This window comes from Streptomyces sp. TAA486 (assembly GCF_000426165.1).
Window position 1 is genome coordinate 327,972 of record NZ_AUEV01000003.1, and the last position, 18,119, is coordinate 346,090.

15 protein-coding genes are annotated in these 18,119 nt (G+C 71.4%); 6 read left to right on the forward strand and 9 right to left on the reverse strand.

The window, feature by feature from the left end; genetic code table 11:
- Positions 1-59: 59 nt before the first annotated feature.
- The gene (locus tag I004_RS0108195; protein WP_051344838.1) at positions 60-1,079 is read left to right on the forward strand and encodes a pyridoxal-phosphate dependent enzyme; all 1,020 of its coding nucleotides are present in this window, start codon (positions 60-62) and stop codon (positions 1,077-1,079) included.
- A 185-nt stretch (positions 1,080-1,264) separates the two neighbouring features.
- On the opposite strand, the gene I004_RS37470 is transcribed toward I004_RS0108195, so the two are convergent.
- From I004_RS37470 to hrcA, 7 genes are all read right to left on the reverse strand, one after another.
- Positions 1,265-1,537, reverse strand: coding sequence for a hypothetical protein (locus I004_RS37470; RefSeq protein WP_051344839.1), 273 nt, complete (start codon positions 1,535-1,537; stop codon positions 1,265-1,267).
- A gap of 183 nt (positions 1,538-1,720) precedes the next feature.
- Positions 1,721-2,725, reverse strand: a complete 1,005-nt coding sequence (locus tag I004_RS0108205) for a ribonuclease Z (protein ID WP_028435073.1) — start codon at positions 2,723-2,725, stop codon at positions 1,721-1,723.
- An 18-nt stretch (positions 2,726-2,743) separates the two neighbouring features.
- On the reverse strand, positions 2,744-3,121 hold the full coding sequence (locus I004_RS0108210; protein WP_028435074.1) for a histidine triad nucleotide-binding protein: 378 nt from the start codon (positions 3,119-3,121) through the stop codon (positions 2,744-2,746).
- 96 nt (positions 3,122-3,217) lie between these two features.
- Positions 3,218-3,973 (reverse strand): 16S rRNA (uracil(1498)-N(3))-methyltransferase, encoded by a 756-nt coding sequence (locus tag I004_RS0108215; protein ID WP_028435075.1) that lies wholly within the window; start codon positions 3,971-3,973, stop codon positions 3,218-3,220.
- Positions 3,970-5,076, reverse strand: a complete 1,107-nt coding sequence (locus tag I004_RS0108220) for a nitronate monooxygenase (RefSeq protein WP_028435076.1) — start codon at positions 5,074-5,076, stop codon at positions 3,970-3,972. The genes I004_RS0108215 and I004_RS0108220 overlap by 4 nt, the downstream gene beginning before the upstream one ends.
- Before the next feature lie 306 nt (positions 5,077-5,382).
- Positions 5,383-6,519: a molecular chaperone DnaJ gene (gene dnaJ / locus I004_RS0108225; protein ID WP_028435077.1), complete on the reverse strand. Its 1,137-nt coding sequence runs from the start codon at positions 6,517-6,519 to the stop codon at positions 5,383-5,385.
- Positions 6,520-7,536 carry a heat-inducible transcriptional repressor HrcA gene (gene hrcA / locus I004_RS0108230; RefSeq protein WP_028435078.1) on the reverse strand — a complete coding sequence of 339 codons (1,017 nt, stop codon included), beginning with the start codon at positions 7,534-7,536 and terminating at the stop codon, positions 6,520-6,522.
- Between the two features lie 226 nt (positions 7,537-7,762).
- Between hrcA and I004_RS0108235 the strand changes: the two genes are divergently transcribed.
- The 3 genes from I004_RS0108235 (at position 7,763) to hemW (ending at position 10,729) form a co-directional block, all read left to right on the forward strand.
- Positions 7,763-8,515, forward strand: a complete 753-nt coding sequence (locus I004_RS0108235; protein WP_051344840.1) for an MBL fold metallo-hydrolase — start codon at positions 7,763-7,765, stop codon at positions 8,513-8,515.
- Between the two features lie 28 nt (positions 8,516-8,543).
- The gene (locus I004_RS0108240; RefSeq protein ID WP_028435080.1) at positions 8,544-9,392 is read left to right on the forward strand and encodes a DUF3097 domain-containing protein; all 849 of its coding nucleotides are present in this window, start codon (positions 8,544-8,546) and stop codon (positions 9,390-9,392) included.
- Positions 9,393-9,490: 98 nt separating this feature from the next.
- Entirely contained in the window at positions 9,491-10,729 is a 1,239-nt protein-coding gene (gene hemW, locus I004_RS0108245) for a radical SAM family heme chaperone HemW (RefSeq protein ID WP_028435081.1), read from the forward strand.
- Positions 10,730-10,810: 81 nt separating this feature from the next.
- Here the strand turns inward: hemW and I004_RS0108250 are convergent, their stop codons facing one another.
- Complete coding sequence (locus I004_RS0108250; protein ID WP_078510934.1) at positions 10,811-12,691, reverse strand: ATP-binding SpoIIE family protein phosphatase; 1,881 nt, start codon at positions 12,689-12,691, stop codon at positions 10,811-10,813.
- Positions 12,692-12,772: 81 nt separating this feature from the next.
- On the opposite strand from I004_RS0108250, the gene I004_RS32930 reads away from it, so the two are divergent.
- Together I004_RS32930 and I004_RS32935 are read left to right on the forward strand one after the other, a co-directional pair.
- Positions 12,773-15,295 (forward strand): ATP-binding protein, encoded by a 2,523-nt coding sequence (locus I004_RS32930; protein WP_051344841.1) that lies wholly within the window; start codon positions 12,773-12,775, stop codon positions 15,293-15,295.
- Positions 15,292-15,966 (forward strand): response regulator, encoded by a 675-nt coding sequence (locus I004_RS32935; RefSeq protein WP_078510936.1) that lies wholly within the window; start codon positions 15,292-15,294, stop codon positions 15,964-15,966. The genes I004_RS32930 and I004_RS32935 overlap by 4 nt, the downstream gene beginning before the upstream one ends.
- 150 nt (positions 15,967-16,116) lie before the next feature.
- Here I004_RS32935 and I004_RS0108265 read toward each other — a convergent pair whose 3' ends face one another.
- On the reverse strand, positions 16,117-18,036 hold the full coding sequence (locus I004_RS0108265) for an AMP-dependent synthetase/ligase (protein ID WP_028435083.1): 1,920 nt from the start codon (positions 18,034-18,036) through the stop codon (positions 16,117-16,119).
- Between the last annotated feature and the right edge of the window lie 83 nt (positions 18,037-18,119).

Genomic DNA, 18,119 nt, shown 5'->3' on the forward strand with positions numbered 1-18,119 from the left:
GGGGCACACGTGCGGGCCTGAGGAGTCCGCCGGCCCCCGGGAGGAGGAGCGAAGCATCCATGAGCAGCAGCCCGACGACGGACGGCCCGGAAGCCCCGGGCACCGGACCCGTGACGCTCGAGGACGTGCGCACCGCGGCGGACCGGCTGAAGGGAGCGGCGCACCGCACACCGGTGCTCCGCTCCCGGACCCTTGACCGGATGGTGGGCGCGGAGGTCCACCTCAAGTGCGAGAACTTCCAGCGGATGGGCGCGTTCAAGTTCCGCGGTGCCTACAACGCCGTCTCACAACTGCCGCCCGAGCAGCTGGCGAACGGCGTCGCGGCCTACTCCTCCGGCAATCACGCACAGGCCGTCGCCCTCGCCGCCCGTGAGCTGGGCAGCAGGGCCGTCATCGTGATGCCCGAGGACACCCCGCCCTCCAAGATGGACGCCACTGCCGACTACGGCGCCGAGATCGTCACCTACGACCGCTACACCGAGGACCGTGAGGTCATCGGCAGGCGCGTGGCGCAGGAGCGGGGGCTGGCGCTCGTGCCTCCGTACGAGCATCCGCACGTCATCGCGGGACAGGGCACGGCCGCGCTGGAACTGCTGGAGGAGACAGGGGAGTTGGACGCCCTCCTCGTCCCCGTCGGCGGCGGCGGACTCGCCGCCGGCACGGCGACGGTGACGGCGGCGCTGTATCCGCGGCTGCGCGTCGTCGGTATCGAGCCGGAGGCGGGCGACGACACGCGCCGCTCACTCGCCGCGGGCAGCCGCGTCGAGCTGGACGCCGTACCGCGCACCATCGCGGACGGTCAGGCCGCCACGACGCCGGGCGAGTTGACCTTCTCCGTCAACCGGCGCCTGCTGGCGGGCGTGGAGCTGGTGAGCGACGTGGAGATCCGGGCGGCGATGCGCTTCGCCTTCGAGAGGCTGAAGATCGTGATCGAGCCGAGCGGGGCGACGGGTCTGGCGGCACTGCTGGCCGGTCGGATCGACCCGGTTCCGGCACGGGTCGGCGTCGTCATCTCCGGTGGCAACGTGGGCACAAGGCGCTTCCTGGAGCTGATGCAGGAGGATCCGGACGGGACCTGACTGCGCCGGGCCGCCGTGGGGCGGACCGGCGCACATCACTCGTGGGACGGCGAACGGCCGGCACCTGGGCAGGAGGTGCCGGCCGTTCCTACTCGGCGAGCCGCCCTGTGCCGCCGAGGATCTTGGACGCGCGATTCCGCTCGATCCGGTTCTGATCGGTCAGTGGGCCCGGTGGGCCCAGTGGGTCACTGGCAGCCCGCCGCCTGCAGGCGCTGCTGGATGTTGTCGATGACGGCCTGCCGGTTGGCGATCCTCGCCTCCGACTGGGCGTCGGGGTTGGCCTGCTGCCCGGCGATGAAGTTCTGGTTGTTCTTCAGCGCCTGCTCCAGGCCCGCACAGTTCTCCGTCGCCGCCTGGCTGGTGGTCATGCTCACCGCTGCGATCCCGACCGCGAGCACGGTGGCTCCGAGACCTGCGGCGGCCTTGACCTTCAGACTGCTCTTCCGCTTCCGGGACATTGACTGCTCCAGTTCTGAGAGGAACGCCCCACACCGATGCCGAAGGTACGTACAAACTTCGGGCGTTGCAGAGTTGTTATCAGGGATCAGCAAGGAACTTGACGCGGGCGCACGATGTGTACGGGGTGCGCGCGTGTCCGCTCCGGCCGTCTGCCCCGGAAGCTCGCGGCACCAAGGCGCTGCTCAGGCCCGGCGCTTCGGCACCGGGACGCGCATCAGGTCCTCCGCCACCGTCAACTCCCCCTCGAATCCTGCCCGTCGGGCCTGCCGGGCGAAGAGCGAGGCGTCCGTGTACCGCTGTGAGAAGTGGGTGAGCACGAGGCTCCGCACGCCCGCCTCCGCGGCCGCGCGGCCCGCCTGACCGGCCGTGAGGTGGCCGTGCTCCTCGGCGAGCGCCGCGTCCTCGTCCAGGAACGTGGACTCGATGACGAGCAGGTCGCAGTCCTGCGCCAGGGCGAGGACGCCGTCGCACATACGGGTGTCCATGATGAACGCGAAGCGCTGCCCGGGCCGCGGCTCGCTGACCTCTTCCAGCCGCACGCCGTGCAGTTCGCCCGTGCGCTTCAAGCGGGAGATGTCGGGGCCGCGGATGCCGCGTGACTCCAGCCGCTCCGGAAGCATGCGGCGCGAGTCCGGTTCGGCGAGCCGGTATCCGTACGCGTCGACGGGGTGCGACAGCCGGTGCGCGAAGAGCATGAAGGGCGGGGGCTCGCCGGCTCCCGGGGCAGCCGCAGCGCCGGAGGACCCGGCCACCGGTGCGGGTGCGGTTGCGGTTGCGGTTGCGGTTGCGGTTGCGGTTGCGGTTGCCGTCAACTCGCCCGTGGCGGTGACGGGTTCCTGCCGCAGCTCCACCGTCTCGCGGTACGCCGTGGCGTACCGCAGCCGCTCGAAGAAGCGCTCGCCGCTCGCCGGGTAGTGCGCCGTCACGGTGTGCGGCACCCGGTCCAGGTTGATGCGCTGGATGACGCCGGCCAGCCCCAGGGAGTGATCACCGTGGAAGTGTGTGACGCAGATCCTGGTCAGGTCGTGGGCCGAGACGCCCGCGCGCAGCATCTGGCGCTGGGTGCCCTCGCCGGGGTCGAAGAGGATGCCGTGGCCGTCCCAGAGCAGCACGTAGCCGTTGTGGTTGCGGTGCCGGGTCGGGACCTGGCTGGCGGTGCCCAGCACGACCAGTTCACGCGAGGACATCTCTGCGCGGGCGGCGGGTCAGCCGGGCGGCCAGTTGAAGCCCCGGCCCCCCAGCACATGGGCGTGCGCGTGGAAGACGGTCTGTCCCGCGCCGGAGCCGGTGTTGAAGACGACGCGGTAGCCGGTGCCGGGCCCGGCGTCGTCGGCGACGATGTTCTCCTCGGCGGCGACCTCGCCCGCTTCGAGCAGCAGGTCCACGGCGAGCTGCGGCTCCGCCGCGGCGAGGGAGACGGCGTCGGGGTAGTGCGCCTTGGGGATCACGAGGACATGCGTGGGCGCCTGCGGGTTGATGTCCCGGAATGCGACGGTCGTCGCAGACTCCCGTACCACCGTCGCCGGGACCTCACCGGCGACGATCTTGCAGAACAGGCAGTCGGCCTGCGGTTCTCCAGCCATGCCGGGGATGCTACCTGTGCTCGCCGCCGCCGCACCCTCCCGAATCACCACTGCCCGCCGCAGGCGCCCGGGGATGCCGTCGTGGCCGGGCGCGCTTCAGTCCCAGCGTCGGGTGCGACCCAGCAGCAGTGCCGTCGCCGCCGTACCGGCGGTTGAGGTGCGCAGCACGCTCGGGCCGAGTCTGCAGGTACGCGCGCCCGCATCCGCGAAGGCGGTCAACTCCTGTGGGGACACGCCGCCTTCGGGCCCGACGACCAGCACGATGCCACCGTCCGAGGGCAGTTCGGCGGTGGCCAGCGGCAGGTCTCCCTCCTCATGCAGGACGACCCCCAGCCCGGCTTCCGCCAGCAGCTCGGCCACCTGCGCCGTCGTCGCGAGGTCCGCGACGTCCGGGAAGCGCAGCCGGCGCGACTGCTTGCCGGCCTCACGCGCCGTGGAGCGCCATTTCGCAAGCGACTTGAGGCCGCGCTCGCCCTTCCACTGCGTCACGCAGCGGGACGCCGCCCACGGCACGATCGCGTCGGCCCCCGTCTCCGTCATCGTCTCGACGGCCAGCTCGCCGCGGTCGCCCTTCGGGAGCGCCTGTACGACGGTGATGCGGGGGCGGGGCTCGGCCTCCTTGCGTACCGAGGTGACGGCCACTTCCAGGCGGTCCTTGCCGGAGACCGCCGTCACCGTGCCGTGCGCGCCGGTGCCCGCTCCGTCCGTGAGCACGATCTCCTCGCCGGGGCGCAGCCGCCGCACCGACACCGCGTGCCGGCCCTCGGGGCCCTCCAGCACGACGGTGCCCCCGTCTTGCCCTGCTACGTCCGCGAGTTGAGTGGTGTCCGCCAGAAAGACGGGAGCGGTCATACGGGGCCGCCGGCTTCCGACCCGCCCTGCTTCGCGAGCCTCTCGCGGGCCATCGCCAGCTCCGTGACCAGTACGTCCATCAGCTGCTCCGCCGGCAGATCACGGGCGAGCCTGTGCCCCTGGCCCGCCCAAAGGGCCATTCCCTGCGGGTCCTTCGCCTTGGCCGCGGCCTTGCGCACCGGGGCGGTCAGGTGGTGCACCTGCGGATAGGCGGCGGGAGCGTACGGGCCGTGCTCCCGCAGGAAGCGGTTGACGAGCGCACGGGCGGGCCGCCCCGTGAAGGCACGGGTCAACTCGGTGCGTGCGAAGAGGGGATTGGTCATGGCCTGCTTGTGCACGACATCGGCGCCCGACTCGGGGCAGACGAGGAAAGCCGTGCCGAGCTGTGCGGCGCTCGCGCCCGCCGCCAGCACCGCCGCGATCTGCTTGCCGCGCATCAGCCCGCCCGCGGCGACGACGGGCAGCCGCACGGTCTCCTTGACCTGGGTGATCAGGGAGAGCAGCCCCAGGCCGCTGCCGGTGCCGTCCATCTGCGGGTCGTCGCGGTGGGTGCTCTGGTGGCCTCCCGCCTCGACGCCCTGTACGCACACAGCGTCTGCTCCTTGAAACTCCGCGGTCTCCGCCTCGTGGGCGGAGGTGACGGTCACGACGGTGTACGTCCCGCGCTTGGCGAACCGCTCCAGCACATGCCGGGTCGGACAGCCGAAGGTGAAGGAGACGACGGGGACGGGGTCGTCGAAGAGTATGGCGAGCTTGGCCTCGTAGGCGTCGTCGGTCGTGTGGTCGGTCTCGCCGAGTTCGGTCTCGAACCACATCGCCTCGCCCGCGAGCTGCGCCCGGTAGCGCTCCAGTGCCCCCGCGTCGGCGTTGTCGGGCTGCGGCATGAACAGATTGACGCCGAAGGGGCGTTGGGTCTGCCCGCGCAGCTGCTTGATCTCCTCGTACATCGCCTCGGGCGTCTTGTAGCCGGCGGCGAGGAAGCCCATGCCGCCCGCCTCGCTCACCTTCCCGGCCAGCTCCGGACACGAGGGCCCGCCCGCCATGGGGGCCTGCACAATCGGATGCTCCGTGAGGTCGGAGAACGGGATCGATGCGGAGGGCATGCGCACATCCTGTCACGGGGCCCGCGGCCGCCCCGGCCCGGACCTGTCCTGCGGTGACGCCACGGCAGCGAAAGGATCGCCGGTGAGCGGGGGCGCCGAGCCGGATGCCGGCGGACCGGCCGTACCGCTGGACCGGGCCGGTGTGCAGAACCGGCAGGTCCCACCGGTCGGACGGGCACTCCTACGTACATGACCCGCTCGGCCCGTACGTGCGGAGGGGCCTCGACGCGTACGTGCGGAGGGGCCTCGACGCGTACGTGCGGACGGCCCGCACCGGACCGCCGGGATCAGCCAGGAACCGCTGCCTCAGCGGCCGTTGAACGCGTCCTTGAGCCGCGAGAACAGGCCCTGCTGCCCTGGCTGGAACTGACCCGTCGGCCGCTCCTCACCGCGCATCTCCGCCAGCCGCCGCAGCAACTCCTCCTGCTCCGGCTCCAGATTGGACGGCGTCGTCACCTCGACGTGGACGATGAGCTGCCCGCGCCCGCCGCCGCGCAGATGCGTGACGCCGCGCTCGTGCAGGGGGATCGACTGCCCGGACTGCGTGCCCGGCCGGATGTCGACCTCCTCCAGGCCGTCCAGCGTCTCCAGCGGCACCTTCGTCCCGAGGGCGGCGGCCGTCATCGGGATGGTGACTGTGCAGTGCAGGTCGTCACCGCGACGCTGGAAGACGGGGTGCGCGGTCTCGTGGATCTCCACGTACAGGTCGCCGGCGGGACCGCCGCCGGGGCCGACCTCGCCCTCGCCCGCGAGCTGGATGCGGGTGCCGTTGTCGACACCGGCGGGGATCTTGACCGTCAGGCTGCGGCGCGAACGGATGCGCCCGTCCCCCGCGCACTCCGGGCAGGGGCTGGGCACGACCGTGCCGAAGCCCTGGCACTGCGGGCACGGACGCGAAGTCATGACCTGGCCGAGGAAGGACCTGGTGACCTGGGAGACCTCTCCCCGGCCGCGGCACATGTCGCAGGTCTGCGCCGAGGTGCCCGGCGCCGCGCCCTCACCGTTGCAGGTGTTGCAGACGATGGCCGTGTCGACCTGGATGTCCTTCGTCGTGCCGAAGGCGGACTCGTCGAGCTCGATGTCGAGCCGGATCATGGCGTCTTGGCCCCGGCGTGTACGCGACCTCGGCCCGCGCTGCGAGGCGGTGCCGAAGAAGGCGTCCATGATGTCCGAGAAGTTGCCGAAGCCGCCCGCGCCGCCGAAGCCGCCCGCTCCACCGGCGGCACCGGCCGCCGGGTCGCCGCCGAGATCGTAGACCTGCTTCTTCTGCGGGTCGGAGAGGATCTCGTAGGCGGTGTTGATCTCCTTGAACCGCTCCTGCGTCTTCGGGTCAGGATTGACGTCAGGGTGCAGCTCGCGCGCGAGCCTGCGGAAGGCCTTCTTGATGTCGTCCTGCGAGGCGTCGCGCTGCACGCCGAGGACCGCGTAGTAGTCCGTCGCCACTTACGACTCCGCGAGGATCTGTCCGACGTACCGTGCCACTGCGCGTACAGCTCCCATCGTTCCGGGGTAGTCCATGCGGGTCGGTCCGACCACGCCGAGCTTGGCGACTGCTTCGTCGCCCGAACCGTAGCCGACCGAAACCACCGATGTGGAACTCAGTCCTTCATGGGCATTCTCATGCCCGATTCGTACGGTCATGCCCGGGTCCTTGGCTTCCCCGAGCAGCTTCAGCAGCACGACCTGTTCCTCCAGCGCCTCCAGCACGGGCCGGATGGTCAGCGGGAAGTCGTGGCCGAAGCGTGTGAGGTTGGAGGTGCCGCCGATGATCAGGCGTTCCTCGGTCTCCTCCACGAGTGTTTCCAGCAGGGTGGCCAGCACCGTGGACACCGTGCCGCGGTCGTCGCCCTCGAAGGCGTCCGGGAGATCCTGCACCAGGGAGGGCACCTCGGTGAAACGCTGCCCCACCACACGGCTGTTGAGCCGGGCCCGCAGGTCCGCCAGCGCGGAATCGCCGATGGGCGCCTGGCAGTCGACCAGCCGCTGCTCGACGCGGCCGGTGTCGGTGATCAGCACCAGCATCAGCCGGGCGGGCGCGAGGGAGAGCAACTCCACATGCCGCACCGTCGACCGCGTCAGCGACGGGTACTGCACGACGGCGACCTGACGCGTCAGCTGCGCCAGCAGCCGCACCGTGCGCCCCACCACGTCGTCGAGGTCGACGGCGCCCTCCAGGAAGTTCTGGATGGCGCGGCGCTCGGGAGAGGAGAGCGGCTTCACCCCGGCCAGCTTGTCCACGAAGAGGCGGTAGCCCTTGTCGGTCGGGATGCGGCCGGCGCTGGTGTGCGGCTGCGCGATGTAGCCCTCGTCCTCGAGCACCGCCATGTCGTTGCGCACGGTGGCCGGTGACACCTGGAGGTTGTGCCGCTCCGTGAGGGCCTTGGAGCCCACGGGCTCCTCGGTACCGACATAGTCCTGGACGATCGCGCGCAGCACTTCGAGCCTGCGTTCACTCAGCATCGCGCACCTCCCGTCCGGCCTTGCCTCTGCCTGCGACATTTCGATCCGGGGCCGCCGGCGCCACTCGCTCCCCCGGCGTCTCTCCGGCGTCCCTGGCACTCTCCTCGACGGAGTGCCAGATCCCCTGGGTCAGTGTACGGCCGGTTGCCTGGGCATGGGCAAGAGCCGTCAGCTCTGACCGTATCGCGGTGGCGCGCTGCGGGGTACGTCCCAGTAGCGTCGTCACATGGCCTGGAACAGGGACAAACACCGCGAAGGACCACCCGGAGAGGGTCTCTGGGAGCAGCTGGCGCCCGGCGTCGCACGGCGCAGGCTGCCCGGCTGGGACGCGACGGTGGGCGCCGTGCGGGGCACGAAGGGAGTGCTCGTCGTCGACACCGGCTCCGGTGTCGCGGAGGGCGCGGAGATCCGCGACGGGCTGCGCGGCCTCTTCGGACTGCCGGTGACGCACGCCGCGCTCACGCACTCCCACTTCGACCACGTCTTCGGCACGGCGGCGTTCGAGGGTGCCCACGTGTACGGGGCGCAGGGTCTCGGCGAGTATCTCGCGGGCGCGCGCGAGGAGTTGCGCCGGGACGCGGTGGCGCACGGCATGGCCCCGGACGCGGCGGCGGAGTCGGCGGCGGGGCTGGTGCCGCCGCAGCACGGCATCTCCGAGCAGCTCACGATGACGCCGGGCGAGCGCGAAGTGCGCCTGGTGAACATGGGCGCGGCACACAGCCCGTTCGACCTGGCGGTGGTCGTGAGCGACCGGGACGGCGCCCCCCGCGTCGTCTTCTGCGGCGACCTCGTCGAGGAGTCCGGTGAACCGCAGGCCGGACCCGACGCCAATCCGTCGCGGTGGCCGGAGGCTCTCGGCCGGCTGCTCGCCCTCGGCGGCGAGGACGCGCTGTACGTGCCGGGGCACGGCGCGGTCGTCGGCGCGGACTTCGTACGGGCCCAACGCGACGCCCTGGCAGACCGTTTCGGACTGTCCTGACGTCGCGCCGGTCGTGAAGAATGCCGCCATGCGCAGCCGTTCCTACGATCCCGATCTGACGCCGCCGTGGAAGAAGCAGCGGCCCGTGCCGGAGGTGCCGGCAGACCCCGACCTGGTGGTGGAGGAGATCACCACCGGCTTCTGCGGTGCCGTGATCCGCACCGAGAAGACCGCCGAGGGCCCCACCGTCACGCTGGAGGACCGGTTCGGCAAGCACCGTGTCTTCCCGATGGCTCCCCGCGGATTCCTGCTCGAGGGCCGCACCGTCACGCTCGTACGACCGGCGCGGCCGCCGGAGTCCGCCTCGGCGGGCGGCGCGGAGGGCCCGCGGCGCACTGCGTCCGGGTCGCTGTCCGTGCCGGGCGCACGGGCCCGGGTGGCACGTGCGGGGCGGATCTACGTGGAGGGGCGGCACGACGCGGAACTCGTCGAGAAGGTCTGGGGCGACGACCTGCGGATCGAGGGCGTCGTCGTCGAGTACCTGGAGGGCATCGACGATCTCCCCGCCGTCGTACGGGACTTCGAGCCCGGCCCGGAGGCCAGGCTCGGGGTCCTCGTCGACCACCTGGTGCCGGGCTCGAAGGAGTCCCGCATCGCGGCCGAGGTCACGGACGAGCACGTGCTGGTGGTCGGACACCCGTACATCGACATCTGGGAGGCGGTGAAGCCCTCCTCCGTCGGCATCGACGCCTGGCCCCGTGTACCGCACGGGCAGGACTGGAAGAGCGGCGTGTGCGCCGCCCTGGGCTGGCCCGCGAACACCGGCGCGGCATGGCAGCGGATCCTCGGGCACGTACACGACTACCGGGACCTGGAGCCCGCCCTGCTGGGGCGCGTGGAGCAGCTCATCGACCATGTGACGGTCGGCTTCTCGTAGCGGGGTCCGCACGACTGCGGGGAGGGGCGCCCGCCGGGCGAAGCTCCGTCGTCCGCTGCCGTGACGGGCGCCGTGCGGCATCGCGGACAATGGGACGCATGCCCTCCGCACTCCCCGACGGCGAGCCCGTGCCCGAGAGCGGGTCGCTGCCGTCCGACGCCCTGGCGGGCCGCGACTCGCGGCCGCTCGGCTTCTACCTGCACGTGCCGTACTGCGCGACCCGCTGCGGCTACTGCGACTTCAACACCTACACCGCCTCCGAGCTGCGCGGCTCCGGCGGCGTACTGGCCTCGCGGGAGAACTACGCGTCCACGCTCGCCGACGAGATCCGGCTCGCCCGCAAGGTCCTCGGCGACGACCCGCGCCGCGTCAGCACCGTCTTCGTCGGGGGGGGCACCCCCACGCTGCTGCCCCCCGAGGACCTCGGCTCGATGCTCGCGACCGTGCGGGACGAGTTCGGGCTGACCGAGGACGCGGAAGTGACCACCGAGGCGAATCCCGAGTCCGTCGGCCCCGCCTCTCTGGAGCGGCTGCGTGAGGCGGGCTTCAACCGGATCTCCTTCGGCATGCAGAGCGCACGCGCCCACGTGCTCGAGGTACTCGACCGCAGCCACACGCCCGGCAGGCCCGAGGAATGCGTCGCGGAGGCCCGTGCCGCGGGGTTCAAGCACGTCAATCTCGACCTGATCTACGGCACACCCGGGGAGAGCGACGACGACTGGCGGGCCTCCCTGGACTCCGCCCTGTCCGCGGGGGCCGACCACATCTCCGCGTACGCCCTGATCGTCGAGGAGGGCACGCGCCTCGCGCGCCGCATCCGGCGCGGCGAGGTGCCGCCGACGGACGACGACGTGCACGCGGACCGCTATCTCATCGCGGAGGAGATGCTCTCCGCCGCGGGCATGAGCTGGTACGAGGTCTCCAACTGGGCCGTGGCGTCGGACCCTTCGGCCCCCTGCCGCCACAACGAGCTGTACTGGACGGGCGGCGACTGGTGGGGTGCCGGGCCCGGCGCGCACTCCCACGTGGGCGGGGTCCGCTGGTGGAACGTGAAGCACCCTGCCGCCTACGCACGAGCCCTGGCCGAGGGCCGCTCCCCCGGCGCGGGCCGCGAGGTGCTGACGCCCGAGGACAGGCGTGTCGAGCGCATCCTGCTGGAGCTGCGGCTGGCGGCGGGCTGCCCGCTCGGGCTGCTCGCGCCCGCAGGCGCGGAGGCCGCACGCCGCGCACTGGACGACGGGCTGCTGCAGCCGGGCCCGTACGAGCAGGGGCGGGCAGTGCTCACGCTGCGCGGACGACTGCTGGCCGACGCGGTGGTGCGCGACCTCGTGGACTGACGCGCCGGTCCGCCGCCGCGCGGCCCGGTGGGCTCACGCGGCCGGTCCGGCAACGGCGGCCGGACCGGCCGCCGTTGTCCTTCAGCCGTCCCCGCGGGCCTGGAGCACCAGCATGGCAAGGTCGTCCGCCGCCGCGCCGTCGCCGAAGGCGTGCACCGCGCGGCGCAGCTTCTCCGCCGTCTGCGCGGCGTCGAGGCCGCTGCACTCGGCGAGTACCGCCGCGAGTCCGTCGTCGTCATCGAACTGCCATTGGCCGGAACGGCGTTCGGTGACACCGTCCGTGACGCACAGCAGCGTCTCGCCCGGCTCCAGAACGACGCTCTGGCTCTCGTACGAGACGTCCTCCTCGACGCCGAGGAGGAGTTGGGGCTCGGCGGCGGGACGTACCTTCCCGGAGGCGTCACGCACCAGCGGCAGGGGATGGCCGGCGCAGACCAGCGTGCACAGGGTCCCGCCGCCCGCGGCGGCTGATCGCGGCGTCAACTCCCCGTAGATCAGGGACAGGAAGCGGGTCTGCTCGCCCACCTCGCGGTTGAGCCGGTCCATGACCTCGGGAACGCTGTAACCCTCGCGGGCCAGCAGCCGCAGCACGGGACGCGCGAGACCGGTGACGACGGCCGCTTCGGGGCCGTTGCCGCACACGTCGCCGAGTGCGAACCTCCAGCGCCCGTCGGTCCCTTCGAAGAAGTCGTAGAAGTCGCCGCCGGCCCAGGAGCCCTCTCCGGCCGGTTCGTAGACGACGGCGGTCTCGACACCCGGTACGGCCACGTCGCCGGAGGGCAGCAGCCCCCGCTGGAGGACCCGGCTGATGGTGGCCTGACGCGTGTAGCGGCGGGCCGAGAGCACCGCCTGGGCCACGCGGCGGGTGAAGTCCTCGACGATGCCCACGACTTCGCCCGGGATGCGGTGCAGACCTGCACGCCCGATGACGAGTGTGCCAACGGTCCGTCCCCCGACGACGAGCCGGCAGCCGACGGCGGCGCCGCCGGGCCCGTACGCGGACTCCTTGCCCGGCCACGTCCAGGGGACGGCACGCCCGGAGGGCGCGCGGCCTCCGAGCACGGGCGGTGTCTTCTTCAACTCGCTGCGCAGCTCGTCCGTCCGCTCCTCCTGGGTGTGCCACACGCGCGAGAGACGGAGCGGGGTCGCGGCGTCGGGGTCGGTGAGCCAGACGCCGCACCAGTCGGCGAAGCGGGGCACCAGCAACTGGCAGGCCAGGGAGGCGACCCGGTCCTCGTCGGTCTGGCCCGCGAGGAGGTCGGAGGCCTCCGCGAGGAAGGAGAGGATGCCGTGGTCGATCCAGTCGGGGTCGTGGCGGCGCAAGGCCGTGGAGCGCTGCGGGGTGGGCGCGAGGCTCCCGGTCAGACTGCCTGCTGCCGGCTCACGCGACTCGTCCGCGGCCGCGGAAGCCTGCGCGGGAACGGACGGACCCGAGGCCGCCGCGGGACCGCACGGCAGCCGGAACCACACCGTCTTGCCGTCCCGCCTGTACGTGACGCCCCACTCCCCGGCCAGAGCTGACAGCAGTCGCAGGCCGTGACCCTGGTGGCCCTCACGTGTGCCGTCGGCGTCCTCGCTCGCGGCACGGGTCTCCACGGCACGCGTCGGGTGGCTGTCGGCGACCTCGACGGACAGGGTGCCGCCCTCGTGCCGGCACTCCAGGCGCACCGAGGTGCCCGCGTGCACGACCGCGTTCGTCACCAGCTCGCTGACCAGCAGCGTCACGTCCTCCGCGGTGCCGTCCGGCACGTCCCAGCCGCGCAGTGCGTCACGCACGTAGGCGCGCGCCGCGGCAGGCGCTCGCGCGTTGCCCGCCAACGACGCCCGTACCAGCGCGGATCCGGGCGGCGGGCCGGCATCGTGCCGTGCCCTCTGCCCCGCCTCGTCCGCTTCCCCCCACCGCGTCAACGACGTCCCCACTGTGTCTGCCCCCACCACTTCTCCGGTTACTCCCCACGGCATTATCGCAAGGGTGACAGACTGAGCTGATCCATATGCGTCGGGTGACGAAACCGATGAGGCGGCACTGCAATGAGTGGTGAAGTGTCCGGACTTCCGGAGGGCTCTTCGAACGCGGGTGCGGGACTGCACCCCGTGCTCTGCGCTCTGCGCGCGCTGCGCGACGGGGACTTCAGCGCGAGGGTCCAGGTCGCCGCGGACGCCGCACCCGGCGTCCACACCGAGCTCGCCGACACGGTCAACCAGCTCGCGACGCGCGCCGAACATCTCGCGGGCGAGCTGACGCGGGTGCGCGCGAACGTGGTGCGCCGCGGCCGTGTCGACGAGCGCCTTACGGCAAGTCCCGGCCAAGGCATGTGGACGGACTCCGTACACGCGGTCAACACCTTGCTGGAGACGCTTCTCGGATCGACGGCGGAGGCCACTCGCGTCCTTGCGGCAGTCGCCGACGGCGATCTCTCGCGTCGGGTCGATCTGCACGAGGACGGCAGGGCCCTGCGTGGCGAACTGCGGCGCCTGGGACGCACGGTGAACCGCATGACCGATCAAATCGCCCTCTTCACGGACGAGGTGACGCGTGCCGCGCTCGACGAGGACGGTGAGGGCACAGGCCGCGGGCCGGGCGGCAAGCACGGCGGCCCGGTCACCGCGCACACCACCGTCAGCGGACTGTCCGGCAGCTGGCGGGACGCGGCCGAGGCCGTGAACAGGATGGTCTCCGACCTGCGTGAGACCACACAGGCCAAGGAGTGGCTGGAGTCCAATCTCACCCGCCTCGCCTCCCTCATGCAGGGACGCCGGGACATCCGGGAGATCGCCGAGCCGATCATGCGGGAGCTGCCGCCGCTGGTGGGCGCCCAGTTCGGCGCGTTCTTCCTCGCGGGGAATCCCGAGGAGGGTGCTCCCCCTGGCGACGGGGAGCTGTCTTACGTCGCCGGTTACGGCACCGCCGCCTACTCGCCCGGTGCTCGCCCGCGTGGCGGCGTCCACGGGCACAGCCTGATCGCCCAGGTCGCGGCGGAGAAGCGGCGGTTGCTGCTGACCGACCTGCCGCCGGACTACCTGCCCATCGGCTCCGGCCTCGGCGAGGCGCGGCCGGCGTGCGTGGTGATCCTTCCGGTGCTGTACGAGGACACGCTGCTGGGCGTGCTGGAGCTCGCCTCGTTCAGTACGTTCAGCGACATCCACCTGGCCTTCTTCGACCAGTTCGTCCACACCATGGGCGTCGCTCTGCACACCATCAGGGCGAACACCGCACTCTCCGAGAAGGCCGCGCTGCTGGCCGCGTCCTCCCAGTACAAGACGCAGTTCCTCGCGAACATGTCGCACGAGCTGCGCACCCCCCTCAACTCGCTGCTGGTGCTGTCCCGGCTGCTCGCGGACAACGAGGGGGCCCGGCTCTCGGACGAGGAGGTCCGCTTCGCGCAGACCATCCACCGCTCGGGCACGGACCTGCTGTCACTGATCAACGATGTGCTGGACCTCGCCAAGATCGAGTCCGGCCGGATGGAGGCCCGTCCGCACGATCTGACGCTGACGAAGCTGCTCACGTACGTCGAGGACACCTTCCGTCCGATCGCACACGACCGCGGTCTGCGGTTCTCGGTCACGTCCGCGGACGACGCGCCCGACGAACTCCACGTGGACGAACGGCGGTTGCAGCAGGTGCTGCGCAATCTCCTGTCCAACGCGCTGAAGTTCACCGCCGACGGCAGCGTCGAACTGCACGCGGAGCCCGCGGCGGAGCGCGGCACCGACGGCGAACCACTGATCGCGTTCAGGGTCGGGGACACCGGCATCGGCATCGAGCCGGAGCAACTGCCGCGCATCTTCGAGGCGTTCCAGCAGGGCGACGGCTCCTCCCACCGCACCTACGGCGGCACCGGGCTGGGCCTCGCCATCAGCCGGGAGCTGGCGGAGCTGCTCGGCGGGCGCATCACGGTGGAGAGCACGCCCGGCGCGGGCAGCACCTTCACGCTGTACGTGCCCGCCTCGTCCCCGGCCCCGCCCGTCGGTGGCGCACCGCAGACGGCCGAACCCCCCGCCGCGGTCGTGCCGGCCCAGCTGCCGCCGCCCCGCAGCAACGGCTGCTCCACCGGCAGCGGTGGCATCTCCCGCGCCGACGGTGCCCGTACGGAGAGCGTCCAGGCGGCGGCGCAGGTAGCGGAGTCCGGTCTCACGGCCTGGCAGAGCGGGCACGCCGGGCGCGTGCTGCGGGACAAGCGCGTGCTGATCGTGGACGACGACATCCGCAACGTCTACGCGCTGACCCATCTCCTGGGCAGGGTCGGGATGTCCGTCCGCTACGCGGAGAACGGATCCGAGGCGCTGACCACACTGGAGAGCGGACCACCCGTCGATGTCGTGCTCATGGACATCATGATGCCGAAGATGGATGGTTACGAGGCCATCCGTAACCTCCGTGCCGACCTGCGCTTCGAGGCATTGCCCGTCGTCGCGCTCACCGCACAGGCCATGCCCGGGGACGGCGAGCAGTCGCTCTCCGCGGGAGCCTCCGCGTATGTGCCCAAGCCGGTGGCCGTCGAAGCGTTGCTCGGCACGCTGCTCTCACTGCTCGACCCACACTCTTCACCGAGGCCGCGATGACATCCGAACTCCACACCCGCATACCGCACTCCTCGTACAGAGGCGACGCCGAGGAGGCGGGCGTCCTTCTGGTGGACGACCGCGAGGACAATCTCGTCGCGCTGGAAGCGGTGCTGGGCACGCTCGAAGTGCCGCTGGTGCGGGCGACGTCCGGTGAGGAGGCGATGAAGGCACTGCTCCGCCAGGAGTTCGCCGTCATCCTGCTGGACGTGCTGATGCCGGGCATGGACGGCTTCGAGACCGCCGGCCACATAAAGCGCCTCGACCAGACTCGGGACGTGCCGATCATCTTCCTGACCGGAGCCGACGTGGCCGCCGAGGCCGGCTACGCATTCCGGGGATACGCGACCGGCGCGGCCGACTATCTGACCAAGCCGTTCGACCCGTGGATGCTGCGCTCCAAGGTGTCCGTCTTCCTCGAACTGCACCGCAAGAACCAGCAGTTGCAGCAGCTGCTGGCGGGCGAGCGCGACCGGCTCGGCGAGTTCGCGGTGCGGCTCGAGGCCCTGGAGCGCTGTCTGGCTCCGGGCGGCGGCAGCGCGGCCGGCTCGACGGAGGCTGCGGGGAGCGAGACCGGGAACTCACCGGCCGTGCGCGATGTGCCGGAACTCGCGCGTCGCATAGGCGAGTTGGCCGACGCGCTGCATCAGATGCGCAGCGACCTGCCCTGAGCGCAGCCCACCCGCTACAGCTCGGCGGACCCCCCCCCGGCGCCGGACACGCACGCGGAACCCCGGTACGGGAACGGGGCGTGAGCCGGGCGGTCGTCGTAGGCACCGCCCGGCTCACGCCGTCTGGCTCACATCACGCGGACCGCGCCCTCAGGCCTCGCGCGCACCTGCGTACATCTCCTCGATCAGGTGCCCGAACTCCCGCTCCACCACTGGCCTCTTGAGCTTCAGGCTGGGCGTCAGCTCACCGTGCTCGATGTCCAGGTCGCGGGGCAGCACGCGGAACTTCTTGATGGTCTGCCAGCGCTGGAGCGTGCCGTTGAGCTCCTCCACGTAGCCGTCGACCATCTGACGCACCTCGTCGCTCGTGACGACCTGGGTGTACGGCTTGCCCTTCAGCGACTCCTGCTCCTCCGCCCACGCGGTGAGGCTCACCTCGTCCAGCGCGATGAGGGCGGTGCAGAAGTTGCGGTCGGCGCCGTGCACCAGGATGTTGGAGACGTACGGGCACAGGGCCTTGAACTGACCCTCGACCTCGGCCGGCGCGATGTACTTGCCGCCGGAGGTCTTGATCAGGTCCTTCTTGCGGTCGGTGATCCGCAGGTAGCCGTCCTCCGACAGCTCGCCGATGTCGCCGGTGTGGAACCAGCCGTCCGACTCCAGGACTTCGGCCGTCTTGTCCGGCAGCCCGTGGTAGCCCTCCATGATCCCGGGGCCGCGCAGCAGGATCTCGCCGTCCTGGGCGATGCGCACCTCGGTGCCGGGCAGCGGCTTGCCGACGGTGCCCGTCCGGTACGCCTCGCCGGGGTTGACGAAGCTCGCGGCGGAGGACTCGGTGAGCCCGTACCCCTCGAGGATGTGGATGCCGGCACCGGAGAAGAAGAAACCGATGTCGGGGGCGAGAGCGGCCGAGCCGGAGACGCAGGCGCGCAGCCGCCCGCCGAACGCGTCACGCAGCTTGGCGTAGACGAGCCGGTCCGCGACGGCGTGCTTGGCCTTCAGACCTGCGGGCGCCGTGGCGTTGCCGGTGCGGCGGAAGTTCTCCTGCGTGACCTTGGCGTACTCGCGGGCGACGCCGGCCGCCCACTGGAAGATCTTGAACTTGGCGGCACCGCCGGCCTTCGCCTTGGAGGCGACACCGTTGTAGACCTTCTCGAAGATCCGGGGGACGGCGGCCATGTACGTCGGCTGCACGACCGGCAGATTCTCGATGATCTTGTCAATGCGGCCGTCCACGGCGGTCACGTGCCCGACCTCGATCTGACCGGCCGTGAGCACCTTGCCGAAGACGTGAGCCAGCGGCAGCCACAGGTACTGCACGTCCTCGACCGTCACGAGGCCGGACTGCGCGATGGCCTTCGCCATGTATGCCCAGCAGTCGTGGGGCAGCCGCACGCCCTTGGGCTTGCCGGTCGTGCCGGAGGTGTAGATGAGCGTGGCGAGCTGGTCCGAACGCAGCGCCTGCACCGTCTTCTTGACGCAGTCGGAGTTCTGCAGGAGGTGCTCGTTGCCGCGCCTGGTCAGCTCGTCGAGGCTGATCACCCAGCCCTCGGGGTCGCCGTACTCGGGGCCCGCTCCGGAGACGCCGCCGGACTCGGAGACGTCACCGGCGTCGATGACGACGACGTGCTTGAGGTTGGGCAGCTCCGCGCGGCGCTGCCGCACCTTCGCCAGCTGCTCGGCGTCCTCCGCGAAGAGGACACGGCTGTCGGAGTCCGCCAGGATGTACGCGGTCTCCTCCTCGTTGGTGCTCGGGTAGACCGTGGTGGTCGCGGCACCGGCGCACAGGATTCCGAGGTCGGCGAGGATCCAGTCGACCCGCGTGCCGGAGGCGATGGCCACGCGCTCCTCGGGGGCGACACCGAGGGTCATCAGGCCCGCGGCGATTCCGAAGACGCGCTTCGCGGCCTGGCCCCAGGTGTAGCTGCGCCAGTCGTCGGGTCCTTCGCCCGCGGCGGAGGGCACCGGATAGCGGTATGCCTCGGCATCCGGGGTGGCCTCGACCCTTTCCAGGAAGAGTGTCGCCACGGAGGGCGGCCGGTTCTCGATCAGGGGTTGTGTGTCGCTCACGACATCCTCCGCTGGCCCGCACCTTAGGTCGGTGTGATTTGCGTGGGGGTGAGTACTTGTTGACTCACGAGTAACTAGAAACA

Bases quoted from the DNA above. Each gene is read 5' to 3' on its own strand.
- I004_RS0108195 (WP_051344838.1), top strand. From the start codon at position 60: ATGAGCAGCAGCCCGACGACGGACGGCCCGGAAGCCCCGGGCACCGGA.
- I004_RS37470 (WP_051344839.1), bottom strand. From the start codon at position 1,537: ATGTCCCGGAAGCGGAAGAGCAGTCTGAAGGTCAAGGCCGCCGCAGGT.
- I004_RS0108205 (WP_028435073.1), bottom strand. From the start codon at position 2,725: ATGTCCTCGCGTGAACTGGTCGTGCTGGGCACCGCCAGCCAGGTCCCG.
- I004_RS0108210 (WP_028435074.1), bottom strand. From the start codon at position 3,121: ATGGCTGGAGAACCGCAGGCCGACTGCCTGTTCTGCAAGATCGTCGCC.
- I004_RS0108215 (WP_028435075.1), bottom strand. From the start codon at position 3,973: ATGACCGCTCCCGTCTTTCTGGCGGACACCACTCAACTCGCGGACGTA.
- I004_RS0108220 (WP_028435076.1), bottom strand. From the start codon at position 5,076: ATGCCCTCCGCATCGATCCCGTTCTCCGACCTCACGGAGCATCCGATT.
- hrcA (WP_028435078.1), bottom strand. From the start codon at position 7,536: ATGCTGAGTGAACGCAGGCTCGAAGTGCTGCGCGCGATCGTCCAGGAC.
- I004_RS0108235 (WP_051344840.1), top strand. From the start codon at position 7,763: ATGGCCTGGAACAGGGACAAACACCGCGAAGGACCACCCGGAGAGGGT.
- I004_RS0108240 (WP_028435080.1), top strand. From the start codon at position 8,544: ATGCGCAGCCGTTCCTACGATCCCGATCTGACGCCGCCGTGGAAGAAG.
- hemW (WP_028435081.1), top strand. From the start codon at position 9,491: ATGCCCTCCGCACTCCCCGACGGCGAGCCCGTGCCCGAGAGCGGGTCG.
- I004_RS0108250 (WP_078510934.1), bottom strand. From the start codon at position 12,691: ATGCCGTGGGGAGTAACCGGAGAAGTGGTGGGGGCAGACACAGTGGGG.
- I004_RS32935 (WP_078510936.1), top strand. From the start codon at position 15,292: ATGACATCCGAACTCCACACCCGCATACCGCACTCCTCGTACAGAGGC.